Source organism: Lactobacillus gigeriorum DSM 23908 = CRBIP 24.85 (assembly GCF_000296855.1).
In the GTDB taxonomy this organism is placed as follows: Bacteria; Bacillota; Bacilli; order Lactobacillales; family Lactobacillaceae; genus Lactobacillus; species Lactobacillus gigeriorum.
The window spans coordinates 18,478-40,002 of the sequence record NZ_CAKC01000002.1 but is presented as its reverse complement, the minus strand read 5'-3'; the positions used below and the strand labels follow the sequence as shown (position 1 = coordinate 40,002).

At 37.0% G+C, this 21,525-nt stretch carries 17 protein-coding genes; 1 reads left to right on the top strand and 16 read right to left on the bottom strand.

Annotated features, from left to right (window positions below):
- Position 1: 1 nt before the first annotated feature.
- The 13 genes from rnpM to BN52_RS00505 form a co-directional block, all read right to left on the bottom strand.
- Complete coding sequence (rnpM, locus tag BN52_RS00565; protein ID WP_094777107.1) at positions 2-298, bottom strand: RNase P modulator RnpM; 297 nt, start codon at positions 296-298, stop codon at positions 2-4.
- A 14-nt stretch (positions 299-312) separates the two neighbouring features.
- Entirely contained in the window at positions 313-1,509 is a 1,197-nt protein-coding gene (gene nusA, locus BN52_RS00560) for a transcription termination factor NusA (RefSeq protein ID WP_008472082.1), read from the bottom strand.
- 18 nt (positions 1,510-1,527) lie between these two features.
- A complete protein-coding gene (gene rimP / locus BN52_RS00555; RefSeq protein ID WP_008472081.1) occupies positions 1,528-2,007 on the bottom strand; it encodes a ribosome maturation factor RimP in 480 nt (159 codons plus the stop codon).
- A 110-nt stretch (positions 2,008-2,117) separates the two neighbouring features.
- Positions 2,118-6,431, bottom strand: coding sequence for a PolC-type DNA polymerase III (locus BN52_RS00550; RefSeq protein WP_008472080.1), 4,314 nt, complete (start codon positions 6,429-6,431; stop codon positions 2,118-2,120).
- A 5-nt stretch (positions 6,432-6,436) separates the two neighbouring features.
- Complete coding sequence (locus tag BN52_RS00545) at positions 6,437-8,134, bottom strand: proline--tRNA ligase (RefSeq protein WP_040473266.1); 1,698 nt, start codon at positions 8,132-8,134, stop codon at positions 6,437-6,439.
- Positions 8,135-8,155: 21 nt separating this feature from the next.
- Positions 8,156-9,403 (bottom strand): RIP metalloprotease RseP, encoded by a 1,248-nt coding sequence (rseP, locus tag BN52_RS00540; protein WP_040473263.1) that lies wholly within the window; start codon positions 9,401-9,403, stop codon positions 8,156-8,158.
- A gap of 14 nt (positions 9,404-9,417) precedes the next feature.
- Positions 9,418-10,215 carry a phosphatidate cytidylyltransferase gene (locus BN52_RS00535; RefSeq protein WP_008472077.1) on the bottom strand — a complete coding sequence of 266 codons (798 nt, stop codon included), beginning with the start codon at positions 10,213-10,215 and terminating at the stop codon, positions 9,418-9,420.
- A gap of 12 nt (positions 10,216-10,227) precedes the next feature.
- Entirely contained in the window at positions 10,228-10,962 is a 735-nt protein-coding gene (locus BN52_RS00530) for an isoprenyl transferase (RefSeq protein ID WP_008472075.1), read from the bottom strand.
- Positions 10,962-11,522, bottom strand: coding sequence for a ribosome recycling factor (gene frr / locus BN52_RS00525; protein ID WP_040473262.1), 561 nt, complete (start codon positions 11,520-11,522; stop codon positions 10,962-10,964). Before frr ends, BN52_RS00530 begins: the two co-directional genes overlap by 1 nt.
- Positions 11,515-12,249 carry a UMP kinase gene (pyrH, locus tag BN52_RS00520; RefSeq protein WP_008472073.1) on the bottom strand — a complete coding sequence of 245 codons (735 nt, stop codon included), beginning with the start codon at positions 12,247-12,249 and terminating at the stop codon, positions 11,515-11,517. Before pyrH ends, frr begins: the two co-directional genes overlap by 8 nt.
- 128 nt (positions 12,250-12,377) lie before the next feature.
- Positions 12,378-13,253 (bottom strand): translation elongation factor Ts, encoded by an 876-nt coding sequence (gene tsf, locus BN52_RS00515; protein ID WP_008472072.1) that lies wholly within the window; start codon positions 13,251-13,253, stop codon positions 12,378-12,380.
- A 29-nt stretch (positions 13,254-13,282) separates the two neighbouring features.
- Positions 13,283-14,062, bottom strand: coding sequence for a 30S ribosomal protein S2 (gene rpsB, locus BN52_RS00510; protein ID WP_008472071.1), 780 nt, complete (start codon positions 14,060-14,062; stop codon positions 13,283-13,285).
- A 141-nt stretch (positions 14,063-14,203) separates the two neighbouring features.
- A complete protein-coding gene (locus tag BN52_RS00505) occupies positions 14,204-15,238 on the bottom strand; it encodes a GIY-YIG nuclease family protein (RefSeq protein ID WP_008472070.1) in 1,035 nt (344 codons plus the stop codon).
- Positions 15,239-15,298: 60 nt separating this feature from the next.
- On the opposite strand from BN52_RS00505, the gene BN52_RS00500 reads away from it, so the two are divergent.
- Entirely contained in the window at positions 15,299-15,913 is a 615-nt protein-coding gene (locus BN52_RS00500; protein ID WP_008472069.1) for a lysophospholipid acyltransferase family protein, read from the top strand.
- A gap of 39 nt (positions 15,914-15,952) precedes the next feature.
- On the opposite strand, the gene BN52_RS00495 is transcribed toward BN52_RS00500, so the two are convergent.
- The 3 genes from BN52_RS00495 to BN52_RS00485 are packed head-to-tail and all read right to left on the bottom strand — an operon-like array spanning position 15,953 to position 21,458.
- Entirely contained in the window at positions 15,953-17,896 is a 1,944-nt protein-coding gene (locus BN52_RS00495; RefSeq protein ID WP_008472068.1) for a M13 family metallopeptidase, read from the bottom strand.
- A gap of 11 nt (positions 17,897-17,907) precedes the next feature.
- The gene (locus BN52_RS00490) at positions 17,908-19,704 is read right to left on the bottom strand and encodes an ABC transporter ATP-binding protein (protein ID WP_008472067.1); all 1,797 of its coding nucleotides are present in this window, start codon (positions 19,702-19,704) and stop codon (positions 17,908-17,910) included.
- On the bottom strand, positions 19,704-21,458 hold the full coding sequence (locus BN52_RS00485) for an ABC transporter ATP-binding protein (RefSeq protein WP_008472066.1): 1,755 nt from the start codon (positions 21,456-21,458) through the stop codon (positions 19,704-19,706). The genes BN52_RS00490 and BN52_RS00485 overlap by 1 nt, the downstream gene beginning before the upstream one ends.
- Positions 21,459-21,525: the final 67 nt, after the last annotated feature.

Below are 21,525 nucleotides of genomic sequence, written 5' to 3'. Positions count from 1 at the left end.
ATTATTTATCACCAAACAATTCTTTTCTTGCCTTTTGATGATCTACATATTGATAAAGTTCATCATAAAATTCATCTGGAACTTTTGCACCTAGACTCTTTTCGATGATTGCTTTTTCCTTTGCATAAGCAATCTTATCAGGATCCAAAGAAACGTATGCGCCTCTTCCTGGTTTTTTCCCCGTAGGATCAACCGAAATATTTTTTTCTTTATCAATGACCACTCTTACGAGCTCCTTTTTAGGTTGCATCGTATTAGTTAGTAAATCTTTCCGCATTGGGATTTTTCTTTTTTTCAAAAGATCACCAATCCTTACTCTTCTGTATCACTTTCAGACGTGCTATCTTCAGCAGTCTTTTCTTCATTTTCAACTACATCTTCAACATCTTCTGCTGTAGCTTCCTCTGAAGTAGCTACTTCTGGTTGAGATAAGATTTCTTCACTATCATCAGAATTATCTTCATCAACGAACTCAACTTCTGATTCAGGACGAATATCAATCTTATATCCAGTTAGTCTTGCTGCAAGACGGACATTTTGTCCACGCTTACCAATCGCCAATGAAAGTTGATAATCTGGAACAATGACCAAAGCACTCTTTTGATCTTCTTCATCACTAAATTGAACTGCAATAACTTCTGCTGGATTCAATGCATTGGCAATGTAATCAGATGGATCCTCTTCATATTTTACAACATCAATATTTTCTCCACCTAATTCATTAACAATATTTTGGACTCTAGCACCCCGTGGTCCCACACAAGTACCAACAGGATCAATATTAGGGTCGGCTGATTTAACAGCAATTTTAGTTCTGTCCCCCGCTTCACGAGAAATTGACACAATTTCAACTGTACCATCATAAATTTCTGGTACTTCTTGTTCAAATAATCTCTTAACTAAATCTGGAGCAGTTCTGGAAACAACAATTTGTGCTCCTTTTGAGTCAGTACCAACATGAGTCACGATAACCTTAACTTGATCTTGAGGATTATATGTTTCATTAGGCATTTGATCATGTGCTGGCATTACAGCTTCAACATTGCCTATTGTAACATAAACAAAGCGATTATCCCGACGCTCAACAGTACCAGTAATTAACTCATCCTGATATTGTGAGTATTCTTCAATAATATGATTTCTCTCTGCTTCACGAAGTCTTTGCATGATTACTTGCTTAGCAGTTTGAGCAGCAATTCGACCAAAGTTCTTTGGTGTTACTTCAAAGCGGATTTCATCTCCCACTTCGTAAGCACGATTAATTGCCAACGCATCAGCAAGGCTAATTTCAAGACGATCATCTTGAACTTCATCAACAACAGTTTTAACTGCTACAACTTTAAAATTACCAGTTTTATCGTTAAATTCAACTTCCACGTTCTGAGCTTGGTTGTAATTTTTCTTATAAGCAGCAACCAAAGCAGCTTTAATTGCTTCAACGATTAAATCCTTTTTAATACCCTTTTTTTCTTCTAGAACAGCGAATGCTTCTAGCATTTCTTTCGACATAAGTTTTGATCAACCTTTCTAAAATTCAATTGCAAATCTAATATTCGCAATCAGTGACCGAGGAATAGTCATTATCTTCTTACGAGTCTTGACTTTGATTTCTAATTCGATCTGATCCTCATCAAAATCAATCAAGGTGCCCTCATACATCTTGTTGTTTTCAATCTTTTGATATAAGCCTACGTGAATATATTGACCTTTTGCTTGTTGCCAATCACGTTGTGTCTTAATAGGTCTTTCTGCACCTGGAGATGAGAGTTCCAACACATATGGGTCAGGCAAAGGATCAGGTTCAATATTGTCCAACTTTTCTGAAACTAGTTCACTTAAAGTAGCTATCTCATCGATATCAATTCCACCCGGTTGATCACGATCAACGTAGATTCTAAGATAGTTTTGATTCTTTTCTTTAACGTACTCGATATCAACTAGTTCATCATTTTGTTTGATAATAATTGGTTCAATTTCTGAACGAATTAGTTCTATAACTTTTGACAAAAACTTTCCTCCGCAATAAAAAGAGTGAGCATTACTGCTCACTCGAATTTACATATTCGAACTTCAAAAATATTGTATCATATCAATTATTCATTTTCAAAATTGTTAGCTTAGAAAAGTGAAAGTTGATTTTGATCAGGCATCCCTTCAAGCACGCCATTATCTTCAAAGTAATTCATAATTGTTTGTGAAACCTTTCCACGTTTAGCAAGGTCTTCTTTTGACAAAAACTTTTGTTCTGTTCTCGCCGCCACAATTTGCTTAGCCGCATTGTCACCCAAGCCAGGAACCGCATTAAATGGAGCCAAAATAGTGTGTTTATCAATTATCTTGAAATTCAAGGCTTCAGATTCATTGATGTCTACCATTTTAATCTTGATTCCCCTTTCAAGACACTCATTGGCAATTTCTAACACCGTTAATAAACTCTTGTCTTTAGCAGAGGCATCATTACCCTTATCTTGAATTGCTTTCATTGCAGCCTTAACTGTATTTTTACCATGGCTCATAGCAATTAAATCAAACAAGTCAGCACGAACAGAGAAATAAGCAGTGTAATAAATTTCAGGATAATAAACTTTAAACCATGCAATTCGTAAGGCCATCAAAATATATGCAGTGGCATGGGCTTTCGGGAACATATATTTAATCTTTAAACATGAAGGTATGTACCAGTCTGGAATGTTCTTGTTCTCTTTAAGAACTACCATATTTTCATCACTAATACCTTTACCCTTACGAACTGATTCCATAGTACTAAAAGCAACTTCCGGTTTTACTCCCCAGTGGATCAAGTCCATCATGATGTTATCACGACAACCAATTACATCTTTAAGGTTACAGATTCCATTATTAATCAAATCTTCTGCGTTACCCAACCACACATCAGTACCATGTGACAATCCAGAAATCTGAAGCAATTCAGCAAAAGTAGTTGGTTTGGTTTCTTCCAACATCCCTCGTACAAAACGGGTTCCAAACTCAGGGACACCCAAAGTACCAGTCTTAGATTGTATTTGTTCCGGCGTAACTCCTAAAATATCAGGATTTGAGAACAAAGACATCACCCCTGGATCATTTGGCGGAATAGTCAGTGGATCTACTCCTGAAAGATCTTGAAGCATTCTTATCATAGTAGGATCATCGTGACCCAGAATATCAAACTTAAGGATATTATCGTGAATCGAATGGAAATCAAAGTGGGTCGTCAACCAAGCAGCATTCACATCATCTGCAGGATACTGTACAGGGGTGAAATCATAGATATCCATGTCGTTAGGAACCACAACAATGCCCGCCGGATGTTGTCCGGTTGTCCGTTTAACACCGGTTATTCCAGCAGCAAGACGATCTAATTCTGCAGTCCGCAATTTTAGTTCATTTTCTTCATCATAATGTTTGGCATAACCATAAGCGGTTTTGTCTGCAACCGTAGCAATCGTTCCCGCACGATATGAATTGTCCGGTCCAAACATTACGCGAATAAAATTATGCGCTACAGGTTGATAGTCTCCAGAAAAGTTTAGATCGATATCTGGAACCTTGTCACCATGGAATCCCAAAAAAGTAGCAAACGGAATATCTTGCCCATCTTTAACCATTAGAGTTCCACATTTAGGACAATCTTTATCAGGCAAGTCATAACCTGATCCATATTCTCCTTCAGTATAGAAGTGTGAATACTTACAATTTGGACACCGATAATGAGGTGGCAAAGGATTAACTTCCGTTATTCCAGACATTGTTGCTACAAGACTTGATCCGACTGATCCTCGTGAGCCTACCAAATAGCCATCCTTATTTGATTTGGCCACCAAACGTTGAGAAATTAAGTAAATCACCGCATATCCATTTGAAATAATGGAATTTAATTCCATTTCAATTCGATCTTTTACTAAGTCAGGTAAAGGATTGCCATAAAGTTCATAAGCTTTATTGTATGTCAAATCCTTCATCTCTTGGTCTGCATTTTCAATATGAGGTGGATATAATCCATCCTTTATTGGAGCAATTTCACTAGTGCTTTCAGCTATCTTGTTTGGATTATCAATAACTATTTCTTTAGCAGCTTCATTACCTAAAAATGCAAACGCATCAAGCATTTCTTGAGTTGTATAAAAATGAAGATCTGGTTGAGGATTGTTACGATTAGGGTTACTTCTTTGTGCCGCAATTAAAATCGTCCGATAGATTGCCTCATGAGGTTCTACGTAATGAGCATCACTTGTTGCAACAACAGGTTTACCTAGCTCCTTACCCAATTTATAAATATTGGCTAGAATCTCTTGTAATTCAGCTTCATCAGCAATTAAATGTTCAGCAATTAGTTGCTCGTATGATGCTGGAGGTTGAACTTCAAGATAATCGTAAAATTCGGCTTTTTCGCGGGCTTCATCATACCCTTTTTGCATCATTGCAATAAATACTTCACCTTGTGCACATCCACTACCATACAGCAAGCCTTCATGAAGTCTTCTTAGATCAGATTTAGGAGTTCGAGGTATGCGGTAAAAGTAAGTCGTACTTGCCAAGGACACGAGCTTATATAGATTCTTCAAGCCAACTTGGTCTTTTGCCAGAATAGACATATGCGTTGGTCGTGCACGACGATAGACTTGCCCTTGATTAGCATAATCATTCAACTTGCCTAAATTATCTTCATTGAAACGTTCCTTAAAGGCATCAAGAAGTTTAAACATCAAATATCCCGTTGCTTCTGCATCTTGATTTGCCCGGTGATGATGTTCAAGGACTACATTATATTTCTTGGCTAATGAATCAAGCGTGTGACGATTTTGTTCAGGATGAAGTAAGCGTGAGACTTCTAAAGTATCAACAACAGGTTGTGTAATTTCAGATAGTCCACTACGACGTAGAGCAGCATTTACAAAACCAACATCAAATTGAACATTATGTCCACACAATGGGCGATCCCCATAGAAATCTTGGAACTGTTTAATAACAATAGCTTCATCATCAGCAGCACTTACCATTTCATCTGTAATCGAAGTCAAATTAATCGTCTGTTCGCTTAAAGGATGATGTGGATTGATAAATTTGTCGAATCTCTCAATTACCTCACCATTTTTCATCTTAACGGCCCCGATTTCAATGATAGTATCGTAAACTGATGAAAGACCTGTCGTTTCAACGTCAAAAATTACAAATTCACGATCTTCATAAGTCATGTTTGCTGGATTTAATACCAATAAAGCATGATCATCGATCATATTAGCTTCAAGGCCATATAAGACCTTAACTCCTAATTTCTTTCCAGCTTGATATGCTTCTGGAAAGGATTGAACATCCCCATGATCGGTAATTGCAATTGCTGTTTGTCCAAAATTCTTTGCTGCCTTTACAAAATCAGTTGCTGTATTAGTAGCATCTAGTTGGCTCATATTAGTATGCAAATGCAATTCTACTCGCTTTTGCTCACCCTGATACGATTCTTGACGTCCTACATGTTCAATGGTTTCAATTGCATTTAAATTTAAAACTAAGTCGTGCTCCCACTGATCATCCTGAACCGAACCTTGCATTTTGGCCCAAGTACCAGCTTTGATTTCCGACAATTTTTCAATTTGTTCCTGATTAGACGCAAACTTCTTGAAAGCAATCGAATCTGAGTAATCTGTTATCTCACCTGTAAAAATCACTGAACCTGATTTTAATTCATGTTTTTCAATATTGAAAATATTACCTTCGATTACAACATTATGCATGCCATCTTCTAATTCTTTAATTTGAGTGATCGTGGCATCATCAGCAATTTTTTCATTACCATAATTTTTACGTCTTGTTGGATATTGCTTAGGCTGTGGCTTCGGTTGTGGTTTATCTGGAGTCGCTTCAAACACCTGTTGCATATTGCGTTCATGTTCTTCTTGAAGCTGTTGTAAGCTCAAGAGATTATTATCATCAACAGCTTGATCAACCTTAGTAATAAACTTAAGATTGAAAAATCCTAGATCACGAGCTTCCATCGCTAATTGATCAAGCGCTTTCTGTTCAATCAGCCCGTCTACAACGCTATTATCAACCGGTATGATCCAACGACCTGAATTCTTTTCAGGCTGTTGCTTCAATAAAAACTCTCTTGTTACGGCTTGCAAAGAAGGTGAATTTTGTAAAAGGTAATGCCAATATTCTGGTAAATATGTATCAGCTCCGTCTTTGGTTTTAACAAATAAAGCAACATTTACAAAGTCATGAAAGTTTTCAATAATCGCTTTCTTTAAATTGGTGTATGTCTCAAACTTTAGTGGCGTATCAAAAAGAACGTGGATATCCCACTTATGTTCCTTAGCGTATACATCCACGTTCTCAATTTCCCCTTTTTCAAGGATATCATTATCCTTGAAACTATCCGGAAATCTGATTTGCTTTAAAAGTTTTAAGAACAAATCATTTTTATTTGTCACAATAATTATCCTAACTCTTCAGTCACAAAGTTAACTAATTGGCTCACTGGAATTTCAGTGGATTTATCATCACCCGCACGCTTAACTTCTACAATGTTTTCAGCTGCCTTACGTCCAACAGTAATTCGAACAGGTGCACCAACTAGATCTGCATCATTAAACTTAACTCCAGGTCTTTCCTTACGATCGTCGTAAAGAATGTCATAAATTGGAGACAAAGCATGTTCAATTGATTCCGCAAGCTTAGTTTGATCTTCATCATTCATCTTCATTTGAATCAAGTGAATTGAGAATGGAGCAATTTCTTTTGGCCATTGAATACCATTGTTAGTCAAATGTTGTTCAACAACTGCAGACAACATTCTAGTTACTCCGATACCGTAAGAACCCATGATAACTGGTTGAGCTTTACCATTATTATCTAGGAAATCTGCTCCCATAGTTTCTGTGTAGTAAGTGCCCAACTTAAAAATATGACCTACTTCAATTGAAGTTGTAAATTTAAGTGGTTCATGATCAACTGGATCTGGTTCACCTTCATTAGCCGTACGAAGATCAGCGAATTCATCAACTTTGAAATCACGATCTAAGTTAGCATTTGTAAATTGGAAATCCGTTTCATTGGCGCCAACTACTACATTGTACAAGTCTTTAACTGTCTCATCGGCAATAATTTTATCTGCATATTTGGCATCAATTGGGCCAACTCCGCCCTTTGCAGAACCTGTGATTTCCAATAATTCTTCTGGAGTTGCTTCTCTAACTTCATCAGCATCAAGGACATGACCAAGCTTTACTTCGTTTATTTGCTTATCACCACGAATTAAAACAAGGACTTTTTTATCATCGGCAATAAACAAAATACTCTTAACGATTCTAGTAGCAGGCACCTTCAAGAATTCACTCAATTTTTCAATTGAATCACAATTTGGAGTGGCAACTTTGGTCAATTCTTTTAAAGCCTCAGGTTCCTGCTTAAAAGTATCGATACTCTTCGCCATTTCCAAATTAGCTGCATAAGTGCCGCTTTGGTTGGTCGCAATAATATCTTCACCAATAGCTGCTGGTGCTTGGAATTCAGTTGAATTCTTACCACCCATTGTTCCTGAATCAGCAATAACTGGGTGTACCTTAACACCACAACGATCAAAAATGGCTTTAAAGGCACGAGCCTCATCTTCAAATTGCTGATCTAATTGCTCTCTAGTTGCAGCGAAACTATATGCATCTAACATCACAAATTCTCGGCCACGTAACAAACCAAAACGAGGACGGTTTTCATCACGGAATTTAGTTTGAATTTGATACAATGCAATTGGCATTTGCTTGTAACTCTTTAAATTCTTAGCAATGATCTCTGTGAAGGTTTCTTCATGAGTTGGTCCCAGAAGACTTTCACGGCCATGTCTATCCTTCAATTTAAACATTTCATCGCCATACTTTTTGTAGCGTCCCGATTCTTGCCACATAGTAGCAGGCAAAAAGTGAGGCATAATCATTTCCGGAACGTTGATCTTTTCCATTTCTTCTTCCATGATCTTTTCTGCCTTGCGTAAAACGCGGTAACCTAATGGCAAGTATGAATAAACCCCAGCTGTTACCTGACGAATATAACCTCCACGCAACATCAGCTTGTGGCTTTCAGCCACTGCATCAGATGGTGCTTCTTTTAAAGTTGGCATAAAAAATTGTGATTGACGCATCTTTTCCATTTTCCTCCTAATTTATTTAATGAAATAGCGATAAATATCATTACCGGTTACAGCAATAATCAAAATCAAAAGCAGAGCAAATCCAATTAGCTCAACAATCGCTTCATGTTCTTCTGAAATTGGCTTACCTCTTACTAGTTCTATTAAGTTAAGCAATAATTTTCCGCCATCTAAACCTGGAATTGGAATCAAGTTTACAATTCCCAAGTTAATCGAGATCATTGCTAAAAAAGCTAGTAAATAAGTCAGACCCATTTTAGATACTTGAGCCGTTTGAGAATAAATCCCAACTGGACCAGATAACTTGTTCAAACTAAAGTGTCTGAACAAATTGCCAACCGCATTGAAAATCAGACCGGTTGTTCCCACTGCAGTTGTCCAGCCTCGCTGGAGTTTAACACCAAAGCTTTCATTTGTTGCTGCTAAAATTCCAATTTGATAAGACTTATCAGCTGTCTTTTTTGGTGTCAATTGAACTTGACGCTTTTTACCATTATTTTCAAGTGTTATATCAAGCTGTTTTCCCTTGCTTTCATCAATAGCAATTGAGATATCTGCAAAAGAGGACATCTTTTTGCCATTAATAGCAAGTATTTTATCGCCTTTAATTATTTGAGCTTGTCTTGCTGGGCTGTTTGTCGAAGTACGAGCGACAGTAGTAGTTGCTGGTCCAGGACTAGTGATTGACCATATTAAGAAAACCACGAACCCTAAAACTATATTCATGAATGGGCCAGCAAAGTTAACCGCCAATTTCTGCCAAACCTTAGCTTCTTGGAACTGTTTATCTCTAGGAGCAATTACCAATTCCGTTTTATTTTTCTCAATAATTGTGGCTGTTGGTTCAACTTGATAAGTTTTCTCTACCGATTCATCACCATTTTCATAACCGGTAATTGTAAGCTCATCAACTAAATCGGCTTTAGTAACTTGAACAGGTACTCCTTCTATTGGTAAGTCCGATTCGGAAGCATCGATTCTAACAACTCTGTCATTATCATTGAAAGCTAAAACTGCAGTCATTCCTGGATCTAATTTGGCTTCATCATCAGAACCTGCAAGTCGAACATAGCCTCCTAAAGGCAACCAACGAATCGTGTATGTCGTTGTACTTCTTCTAACTTGAAATAGTTTAGGCCCCATGCCGATCGAAAATTCTCTAACTAAGATGCCAGATTTTTTTGCCACGACAAAATGCCCGAATTCATGAACGAACACGAGCAAGCCAAAAACTACTAAAAAGATCAATATACCTTTCAAAAGCAATCAACTTCCTAATGCATAATCCCTAACACAGCCGCAACGACAGGCAATACAAACAGCATACTATCGAAGCGGTCAAGAATTCCACCATGTCCTGGTAAAATCTTACCTGAATCTTTTACACCATAATAGCGTTTGTATGCTGACTCAACTAAATCTCCCATTTGACCTACAATTGATAAGAAGAAAGCCAAAATGAGCATTGTACTTTGAGAGAAATCAATTTTTACAAATGCTAAGTAAATGGCTACAAATACTAAAGCACAAACAACTGCCCCAATTGAACCTTCCCAAGTCTTATTTGGGCTAATTACAGGCCATAACTTATGCTTACCAATCTTGCGACCGATCATGTAAGCACCAATATCAGTTGCCCAAACTACTACAAATACGTAGCAGAGCAATGCCAAACCATTGGAGTAATTTCTAATAGCTGCCATATAATGGAACCCTGTACCAATATATAATGATGCAATGGTATAAACACCGACATCATCAAAAGTTGTTTTATTCTTTGAAAGTACTGTCCATGTAAGTAATAACATTATTAGTGCAAAATATACACCATATTTTGTCCAATGCCATGGCAATCCTTTTATAAATGCGTCTGGCACTGTCCATGTCAATGTAGCTAGTAACGCCAATAAAAAATCGACTGAAACTAGTAACTGCTTCTTCATTAAGAAGACTTCACTAATTCCTACTGCCGCTAGAGCAACAGTCAACCAATCTATCCATAAACCACCTAGAAGGATAATTGGAATAAATAAAATCAAGGCAACAATTGCCGTAATTACACGTTGTTTCATTTCTATCTATATTTAACTTTCCGACTCATCAATTTTACCGAAGCGACGATCTCTATGACGGTAATTTTCTACAAAATTCTTTAAATCATCTTCATCAAAATCTGGCCAATTTTTATTGCTAAATGCAAGCTCTGAATACGCAATTTGCCACAATAAGAAATTAGAGATTCTTTGTTCACCAGATGTTCTAATAAGCAAATCTGGATCCCCAAACTCCTTAAACTTCGCAGTCATAAGATGCTGACTAATCGCTTGCTCATCAATTTCAGTACTTTTAAGTTTACCTTCTTCAACTTCTTTAGCAAGTTCTTGAACAGCTGTCACAATTTCTTTTCTTGAACCGTAATTAAATGCGAAATTTAAAATCAGACCAGTATTTTGTGCCGTTTGTTCCATCGCCTTTTTAACAACATCATAGGTTTTCTGAGGTAACTCATCGAGATACCCCATTATGTTTACCTTAACATTATTTTCTATCAATGTAGGCATATATTTGTCGAAGAAACGCACAGGCAAATTCATCAAATATGCTACTTCTTCTTTTGGTCGAGCCCAATTTTCAGTTGAAAAAGCATATAGCGTTAACACTTTGATTCCCAACCTGTCAGCTGCCAAAGTGATTTTTTGAACGTTATCCATTCCTATGCGATGACCATAAATTCTTGGTCGATGTTGTTTTTTAGCCCAACGACCATTGCCATCCATAATGATAGCTAGATGATTCAGCTCGTTTTCTTTATTACTCATTAGTTACCTTGAGTAATTTCTTTTCTCTTAGTATCAGCAAGTTGATCGATTTTTTTAGTTGCATCATCGGTAACCTTCTGAACTTGCTTTTCAAGGTTACGTTGTTCGTCTTCGGTAATTTCGTCGTCTTTTTGTTGCTTCTTAAGTGAGTTCATCGCATCGCGTCTAATATTTCTGATAGAAATCTTAGCTTCTTCCGCTTCTTTACCTACTTGTTTAGCAATTTCTTGTCTTCTTTCACCAGTCAATTGTGGAATAACCAATCTGATTACTTTACCATCATTAGCCGGTGTTAAGCCCAAATTAGAAGCTAAAATAGCGTGTTCAATATTGTCTAAACTGTTAACATCATAAGGAGTAACTAAAAGAACACGTGGTTCAGGAATAGTAATACTAGACATTTGAGTTAATGGGGTTGGAACACCGTAGTATTCAACCCTAACACCTTCTAATAATCCTGCATTTGCAACACCCGCACGGATTGATGCCAAGTTTCTTTGGTAAACTTTGATGGATTTTTCCATGTTTTCTTTAGCTTTTACAATTGCTTCATTATCCATTATTTTTTCCTCCTTCAATTACCGTACCAATGTTTTCACCCATAACTACCTTTTGAATATTTCCTGGAGTGTTAATGTTGAAAACAATTAATGGAATATCTGTGTCCATTGATAATGAACTTGCAGTTCTATCCATAACTTTTAAATTCTTCGCAATCAAATCAAGTTGAGTTAATTCTGCATATTTAGTTGCAGTTGGATCAAGTTTTGGATCTGCAGAATATACGCCGTCGACGCCATTTTTAGCCATAAGTATAACGTCAGCATCAATTTCAGCTGCTCTTAATGCTGCAGTAGTATCAGTTGAGAAGTATGGGTTTCCAGTACCACCACCGAAAATTACTACTCGGCCCTTTTCAAAATGACGAATAGCTTTTCTTCTTATGTATGGTTCAGCAATTTGGCGCATTTCAATTGATGTTTGTACACGAGTAGGAACACCAATATGCTCCAATCCGTCTTGTAAAGCTAATCCATTCATAATGGTAGCCAACATCCCCATGTAATCAGCTTGTGCACGTTCCATACCTAATTTAGCACCGGTTTCGCCACGCCACATATTTCCACCGCCACAGACTACTCCGACTTCAACGCCTAAGTCATGAACCGCTTTAATTTCTTGTGCTAAGTGCGCAATAACAGTAGGATCAATGCCAGTTCCTTCTTCTCCTGCTAATGCTTCACCTGATATTTTTAGAATAATTCTTTTGTACTTAACTTGACTCATAGCAACCTCCTATAATAGCTCTAATTATTCTACCATTAAAAGCAATGAAAGTGGAATAACTTAAACAATTGTAGTGAAATTTTTATACAAAAAAAGGATGGAACTAGTCCATCCTTAAAGTAATATCATTACTTCATTTGTTCACGTACTTCAGCAGCAAAGTCTTCTTGCTTCTTTTCGATACCTTCACCAACTTCGTAACGAGTAAAGGCAACAACTTCAGCATTTTGTGACTTAGCGTATTCAGCAACAGTCATATCGCCATCCTTAACGTATGGTTGATCAACTAAGCAGATTTCGCTTAAGTACTTGTTTACACGACCTTCAACGATCTTAGGAATAATCTTTTCAGGCTTACCTTCGTTTTCAGTTTCCTTAGTGAATACAGCCTTTTGACGTTCTAATTCATCTGCGGGAACAGAAGCCTTGTCTAAGTATTCTGGGTTAATTGCAGCTACGTGCATTGCAACGTTCTTAGCTGCTTCTTCGTTACCACCCTTTAAAGTAGCAACAGCAACAATAGCACCACCATTGTGCTTGTATGCACCAAATACTTCATCATCACTCTTAGAAAGAAGGTCAAATCTTCTCAAAGTAATCTTTTCACCAATAACTGCAGTCATGTTGGTAATTACTTCACCAATAGTTGAGTCAGCCATTGGAGCATTCAATGCTTCTTCAAGGTTAGCTGGCTTATTTGCCAAAATAGCCTTAGTTACGTCATCTACAAGCTTAACAAACTTGTCATTAGTTGCAACAAAGTCAGTTTCTGAGTTAATTTCAACTAAAACAGCGTTGTTTCCGTCAACAGCAAATTCTGCTAAACCTTCAGCAGCAGTACGTCCAGCCTTCTTAGCAGCTTTAGCAACACCGTTTTCTCTTAAGATATCGATAGCCTTTTCGATATCACCTTCAGCTTGAACTAAAGCCTTCTTAGAATCCATCATACCTGCGCCAGTACGATCACGCAATTCTTTAACTTGCTTTGCAGTAATTTGAACCATGCCTAGTCCTCCTAAAAATGGAATGATAATTATTCTTGGTCTTCGTCTACTTCTTCAGCACTAACGACTTCTTCTGAACCGTCAGCATTTTCTTCGAAGTCTACTTCAACAGTTTGGTCGTCATCTTTACCTTGTTGACCTTCGATGATAGCATCTGCCATAGCACCTGCGATCAAACGAGTTGCACGAATAGCATCATCGTTTGAAGGAATTACTACATCAACAGGATCTGGATCAGTGTTAGTGTCAACCATAGCAACAACTGGAATACCCAAAATGTTTGCTTCGTGAACAGCGATCTTTTCCTTCTTTGGATCAACTACGAATAAAACATCTGGAATTCTTGGCATGTCTTCAATACCACCCAAGAACTTTTGTAATTTTTCCATTTCCTTAGTTAAAAGGGCAACTTCCTTCTTTGGAAGAACATCAAAAGTACCGTCTTCTGACATTTCCTTTAATTGCTTTAATCTCTTAACACGGCTTTGGATAGTAGTCCAGTTAGTCAAAGTACCACCTAACCAACGTTGGTTAACGAAGTATTGACCTGCACGAGTTGCTTCTTCAGCAATTGAATCTTGAGCTTGCTTCTTAGTACCTACGAATAAGAATACGCCACCTTCTTGAGCAACGTCCTTAACAAAGTTGTAGGCATCATCTAACATCTTGATAGTCTTTTGCAAGTCAATGATGTAGATACCATTTCTTTGAGTAAAAATGTAAGGAGCCATCTTTGGGTTCCATCTTCTAGTTTGGTGACCAAAGTGGACACCAGCTTCAAGCAATTGCTTCATTGATACAACTGTCATAATAAAATTCCTCCTAGGTTTTAATCCTCTCAAGCGTTCATTTCGATATTTGACCACTACCTTAGGCACCATAATATCGATCGCTCTTGATGTGTTTTTATGCTTTTACAGCATACCTTAAAATAATACAAAAAAATTTTCCTATTTGCAAGCATTCCACTCAACTTCATGCTCACTTAAAAATTTTTCTTTCCACTTGCGATCATGATGTTTAAACCAGTACTCACGCTTTAATGCCAATTTTTTATCTAAAAATTCTTCATGATAAATGAGTTTTACTGGTCTTCGACTCTTGGTATATTTTGCCCCTTTACCGGTATTATGCATCGATACTCGATGCTCAAGATCATCGGTAAAACCACCATAGAAACTACCATCTTTACACAACAGTACATAAAAATAATACTTTTTCTGATTACTGCTATTTTGGGATTTTTCTTTAATTACCTGCATAATTTCCGGAGTAAAGTCACCATTTTGATCATGAACCAAAATTGCATCCTTTAATACCGTTCCATCAAAAGCTGTATGTTTAACTGCTTCAATAACAATCAAATTGGTATCTTCTTTAGGATGAGACACAAATGGTTGAACTAATTTCAAAGCTAGATCATATTTCATACAATAATATGCAATCTCACCTAGACGCTCTGGGCGATGAACCATGAACATCTTCCCTTTCATCTTTAATAGGTCACTTGCAGTTTTGATAATTTCTTCTAAATTAACCAAGATTTCATGTCTTGCGATAGCTTTTTTGGGATCAGGATTCACCTCGTGCCCTTTTGGGACTTTAAAATATGGGGGATTAACCGTAACTATGTCATAAGAGTCTTTACGTAAAAAATTCGGAGCATCGACCACATTACCTTCATGTACCGTGATCCGATTTTCATAATGATTCAAGGCTAAAGATCTTTGAGCTTGCGATACAATATCTGGTTGAATTTCAACTGCATCATATTTAGCACAATTAAAATAAGCCATATAGATTGTAGCGGCACAATTTCCAGCACATAAATCAACTACCTTTGAACGATCTTTAATAGCCTTTTTTGCTAGATAACCAAGTAACAACGTATCTAGAGAAAAACTAAAAGCCTTTTTGTCTTGAATAATTTTTAATTGATCATTGTACATGTAGTCAATACGTTCATTTTCCTTTAGCTCTATCATAAAAAATTTGTCCTCTCAAGTGATTCTGCTATAATTATTTTACATCATTGGAGGGTTTTTATGTTTTATCAAATTATCAGACCTATTGCCCGTTCTATTGTATGGGTACTAAATGGTCACCTACATGTTCATCATAAAGAACGTATTCCTGAAGGGAACTATATCCTTGTCGCTCCTCACCGCACTTGGTGGGAACCGATTTTGTTTGCCTTGGCAGCAAGTCCCATGGAATTTATGTTCATGGCAAAAATCGAGCTTTTTAAAAATCCAATTTTAGCTTTCATTTTACGTCATGCACATGCCTTTCCTGTTGATCGTCAACATCCAGGACCTTCAGTTTTAAAAATACCGGTCAAAGGTTTAAAAGAAGGCGAAAAATCATTAATCATTTTCCCTTCTGGAACCAGACATTCGTCCGAGTTAAAAGGTGGCGCATTAGTAATTGCTAAATTATCCAAAAAGCCACTATTACCTGTAGTTTATCAAGGCCCATTGACATTTAGTGGGTTACTGAAACGTAAAGGACTTGAAGTATGCATTGGCGAGCCAATATATTTGGATCCTAAAGTTAAGTTGACCAAGGAAAATGAAGCAATTATCTATCAACAATTAGAAGATGCTTGGGCTAAACTTGACCGCGAACAAAATCCTGATTTTAAATATATACCCAAGTAAAAAGATCATCCGTAGTTTTTCTGCGGATGATCTTTTTCATTACCAAATAGTTACTCGCTTTTCTGGTTCAAGCCACATACCATCTTCAGGAGTAACTTGATACGTTTCATAAAATTCTGGTTGACATTGACTAGGAATGTTAACTCTCGTTGGTTGAGGTGCATGAACATCAACGGCAACCTCAGTTTTAATCGCTTCTGGACGTTGTTTCTGCGCCCAAGAGCGAGCATAATTTTCAAATAAATCGGTCATTTCGCCTTGATCGCCTTTATTTGCTTGAATTGCACAAGTTAAACCACCCAAGTCGGCAATGTTTTCAGCAACTATCTGTCTACCATTCAATTTAGCTGGACCGTATTCTAAGCCATCGTAAAGATCAATTGCTGCTTGTGTGCGACGATTAAATTCAGCATAGTCTTCATCGGTCCACCAATTAGTCATATTTCCAAGTTCATCAAACTTAGCGCCATTATTATCGAAGGCATGTGAGATTTCATGAGCAATAGTAGCACCGATACCACCATAATTTTGCCCACGACTTTGATGTAGGTCATAGAATGGCGCCTGCAAAATTCCCGCAGGGAAAGTAATATCGTTACGTTGTGGATCATAGCAAGCATTGTTCATGTTTGCTGGCATCAACCACACAGAACGATCAACTGGTTTAGTTAATTGATCAAGTTGATACTTAACCATAACCTTTGACATTGCTGTTTCGTTTTCATAAAGACTCTTATTAGGATCAATTTCTAATAAATCATAAATAGCTTGATTCTTCTCTGGATAACCAATTTTCAAAACTAATGAACGTAATTTAACAATTGCTTTTTTCTTAGTTTCGTCAGATAACCATGTATTATTAGCAATTCGATCTTCATATACGCCAATCATTTTGTTGATCATATCAGTAACATCGGCTTTAGCATCTTGACCAAAATACTTTTGTCCATAATAGATTCCAATTACTTCGCTAAATGATCCATTAGCTATGTAATAGGCATGTCTTTCTTGAGGAATTAATTTGGGTTGGCCACTAAGTGCTTGTGCAAATGGAAAGGCTGCTTCACGAAATTCTTGTGATAGTAGGCCGGCTGCCCCATTAATAAAGCGAATCAACATCCAGCCTTTAAGTTCTTTAAAGTTATCTGGGTTTACTAATTCTTCAGCACTATCTAAGAATCTTGGTTCTTGTACAATTACCCGTTCAACGCTAGTAGGTAGAATTTCTTCTAAGAATGATGCCATTGGGAAAGATTCAAACTTAGCAACAAATTTATCATAAGATACAGGATTATAGGCTGCTGGATAATCTGACCATTCTTCAGTTGACTTAACCACTTTAGCCAATTTCTTATCAAAAGCAAAACCTGCTTCTATCAAAGTTTTTACTTGATCTTCAGCAACCCCTGCCATTGCTAACAAGTGCAAGGTTTGCTTTCGATAAATTTCAAGCAAACTTGTTGCATCTTCAGCTTCATAGCTAGTCGTATCAGGCAAAAAAGTTCCCGGTCCAGCAAAATTCAAGACATTGACCTTAGTGTTTTTCATGTCAGCCTCGACTGAAAAGCTAAATGGCAAAGTTAAATATGTGTTATTCAAATCTCCTGCCAGTTCAACCAACTCCTTGAAATCCTTCAAAGATAGCAAGGCTTTTAAATCTTCTTGAATTGGTTCTGCAGCTTCTTTATCACGACGAGTAAAGTCTTTTGCCAATTGATAAAGTTTTACAGCTTTATCAAAGTTAGGCACTTTGGGCACCGCAACCGTTTGCTCTAGTATCTCATTTAAGTCATTAATTAACTTCTTCTCAATTCTGGTATCTAATTCATCATTGATCCCTGCATCAACCTTATCTTCAGGGATTTCAGCTTGAGCTTGCCAAGCTGAATTCACAGCTAAATAAAGATTGTCTTGTGGTCTTGCATTTACATCTGGCTTAGTTAAATCGCCAACTCCACCTCTAACAGCAAAATATCTTTTCATAAAAAACTCCTTTAAACTTCCCTCTTATTGTTCTGTAATTGATACAAATTGTAATAGTACCCTTTTTGCGCTAATAATTCTTCGTGAGAACCATGTTCAATAATTCTCCCCTGATCTAAGACGATGATCTGATCTGCATCTGCAATAGTTGACAGCCTGTGGGCAATAGCTAAGGTGGTACGTCCTTTACGCAATCGCTTCAATCCTTGCTGAATTAAAGTTTCAGTTTCAGTATCAACATTTGCCGTTGCTTCATCCAATACCAAAACTTTAGGATCAGTAACAAGCGTCCGAGCAAAAGAAATTAGCTGCCGTTCTCCCTGGCTAAGTTCACTACCTCCTTCAATAACCTTAGCATGGTACTTTCCCGGCATCTTGTCAATAAAACGCTCTGCTTGAACCGCTCTTGCTGCTTTCTTTATTTGTTCATCGGTGATCTGTTCATTATATAAACGAATATTTGATGCAATGTCGCCATGAAACATAAATGGTTCTTGCAACACTAACCCTAATTTTTTTCGTAATTCCGCTTTAGGATAATCTTTAATATCATGACCATCAATCAAAATTTGTCCTTGATGGAATTCATAAAAGCGCATCATCACATTGATAATCGAACTTTTTCCTGATCCTGTATGACCAACAATTCCTAAGGTTTCACCAGGATTTACTGTGAATGAAATATCATGCAAAATCTCATGTTCGCCATCATAAGAAAAACTTACATGCTTAAATTCAATTTTACCCTGTTCAATTGTCAATCCTGCCTTTTCATTTTGAGCTGGTTCATATTGATCTTCATCAAGAATTCTAAATATACGTTTACCGGCAACAATCCCGTCTTGAAAAAGCGTCATCTGATCCATCATTGTTGCAATTGGATTGAAAAATTGTGAAATATATTGAGAGAAGGCATAGACTACTCCTGCGGGAACAAAGGTTTCATGTAGTGGGTAGCCAAAGTACATTAATGAAACAGCTAATGCAAAAGAATACATCATGCTGGTCAAAGGCGAGAGTAGCAACGAATTGACCCTAATCATACTAAAACGAGTTTGCATCAAAGCTCCATTTTCTTTTTCAAAATCCTCGGTAATTCGCTTCTCTTGCTTAAATTGTTGAATTAAAGATACCCCTTCAATAGACTCATTTAAGTTGGTATTAATTCGACTTAATCGTTCCCGATATCCACGATACAATTTGGAACTCGTTCTTGAATAAATAACCATGATCGCAAATAAAATCGGTAAAAACAAGGTCACTAGGAAACCTGCCATTTTATTTGTAGAATACATCGCCACCAAAGCAGAGATAATGGAGAAGAAACTAATGATAACACTGGCTAGAACCATCAAGAAGTTACTCAGAGTCATGGTATCATTAGTAACACGCGACACAATCGATCCTGCTGGGGTTTGATCAAAATATCGCATGCCTAGAGTATGTAGCTTCTTATACAATGCTCGACGCACGCTCTCTAACGATCTTTCCGATCCCAACGAGAAAAAGTACAAATATGTAAATTGAATCACTGCCTTTAAAAGTGCTCCAAGGGCATAAACCACACCAGCAAAAATAATTATTTTCACTGTAGCATTTTTAAATAATAAGAAATGATCCAAAAAGTACTGTAAACCAAATGGCAATAGCATATTAATAATACTTACAAGTAAAGCACCAATCAGAGCAATGGCCATTTCAACTTTATAATGGCTAACAAATTTCAATAATCGTTTAAAAATTTGGATTTGTTCGGAAACCGGGATGGCTTGTGACCAAACAGATTTCATTTCTTTTTCGTCGTTCATTATCCACCCACCTTTTCTTCTAACTCTTGTCGTCTCCACATTTCCGCATACCAACCATCTTCTGCCAATAACTCCTGATGATTGCCACGTTCAACGATTTGTCCATCTTTTAATACTAAAATTAAGTCAGCGTTCATTACAGAAGTTAAGCGGTGTGCTGCAATCAAAGTCGTTTTACCTGCTCTTTCTTTGCGTAGTGCTTTCAAAATTTCTGATTCAGTTCTAGCATCAACAGCTGAAAGCGCATCATCAAGAATCAAAATTTCACTATGTTTCAAAAGCGCTCTGGCAATAGACATTCTTTGTTTCTGACCACCTGATAAAGCCACTCCATTTTCACCTACCAAGGTTTCGTAAGACCGTGGCATCTTCAAAATATCATCATGAAGATCGCTCTTTTTAGCAGCTTCAACAATGGCAGTATCTTCAGCTGCAACATCCGAAAAGGCAATATTTTTCTGAATGCTAGTCGAGAAGAGGTAGTTGTTTTGAGGAACATACGAAACTTGTCGAAGCAATACGTTTAATGGAATTTCTCTAATATCATAACCATTTAGCGTAATTGAGCCATCATACCCATCAAATTCTCGTAGCAACAATTGAATAATTGTCGTTTTACCTGCTCCAACTCGTCCTACCAACCCTAAGGTCTGACCTTCCTTTAAAGTAAAGTCAATTTTCTTTAGAACTGGTAGTTGTGGCTCATCTGGATAAGCAAAACTATCAATTTGATAGCGTAAATCTCCTTCAATATCCTTAGCGGTTAAACTATCATCAGCATGATCATCAGTAATCAATGGCTTTTCTTCTAATAATTTTTCTACTCGATCATAACTGGCGCTACCACGTTCCAAAATATTGAATAAATATCCAATCGCAAACATTGGCCAAACCATATTACCAATATAAGCAATAAATGAAACCAATTGACCAATTGTCAAAATCTTACCAGCTACAAGCAAACCACCATAAATAATCGTAATTGAGTATGTCAAACCAATAACAATGGTTCCAAGCGGATCAAATAATGAATCCCACACAAAAACTTTTTTATTGATGTTGATTGTTTCATTAACCATTTTGTCAAAAGTTTCGGCATCTTGTTGCCCTTGACCAAAAGTCTTTAATACTTTTATCCCCGAAACTGATTCTTGAGTTTTATTATTCAACCGAGAAAATGCTGCTTGTGATTTATCAAAGGCATCATGAAGTCGATCGCCTAGTTTCCAAGCACCTAAAGCAAGAAATGGCAATGGAATTAACGCAATGATCGTTAAACGCCAGTCGACAAAAATAATCATGGCAACCATTGTTGAAACTCCCATCATTAATGAATCGACCAAAGTTAAAACTCCATCCCCAGCAACATTTTGGATAGCTAAAACATCGTTGGTTGCATGAGCCATCAAATCTCCTGTTCGATGCCGTTGGTAAAAAGTTCGATCCATCAGCATAAAATGATTGAACAAACGCGATCTCAATTGCCTTTCAAGTTCAGCAGCTCCACCCCAAATTTGTTTACGCCAAAAGAAGCGTAACACATATAAAAAGATTGCTGTCAAAATGATTAAAACAATATCAATGAAATAATTTTTCCACGTTATCTGTCCTTGATCTAACTGGTCTGACATCAACCCTAATATTCGTGGAGGGATTAAGTTAGCTAATGAGGTCAAGGCTAAAAAAGTAATTCCTAATATATATCTTTTTCGTTCTTTTTTAAAAAACCACGAAAGCTTTTTAAAAATACCCATACTTTTTCCTTTCTACGGTTTCACCAGAAAACAAAAAGAGACGAAGAAATTCTCCGTCTTTAACCTT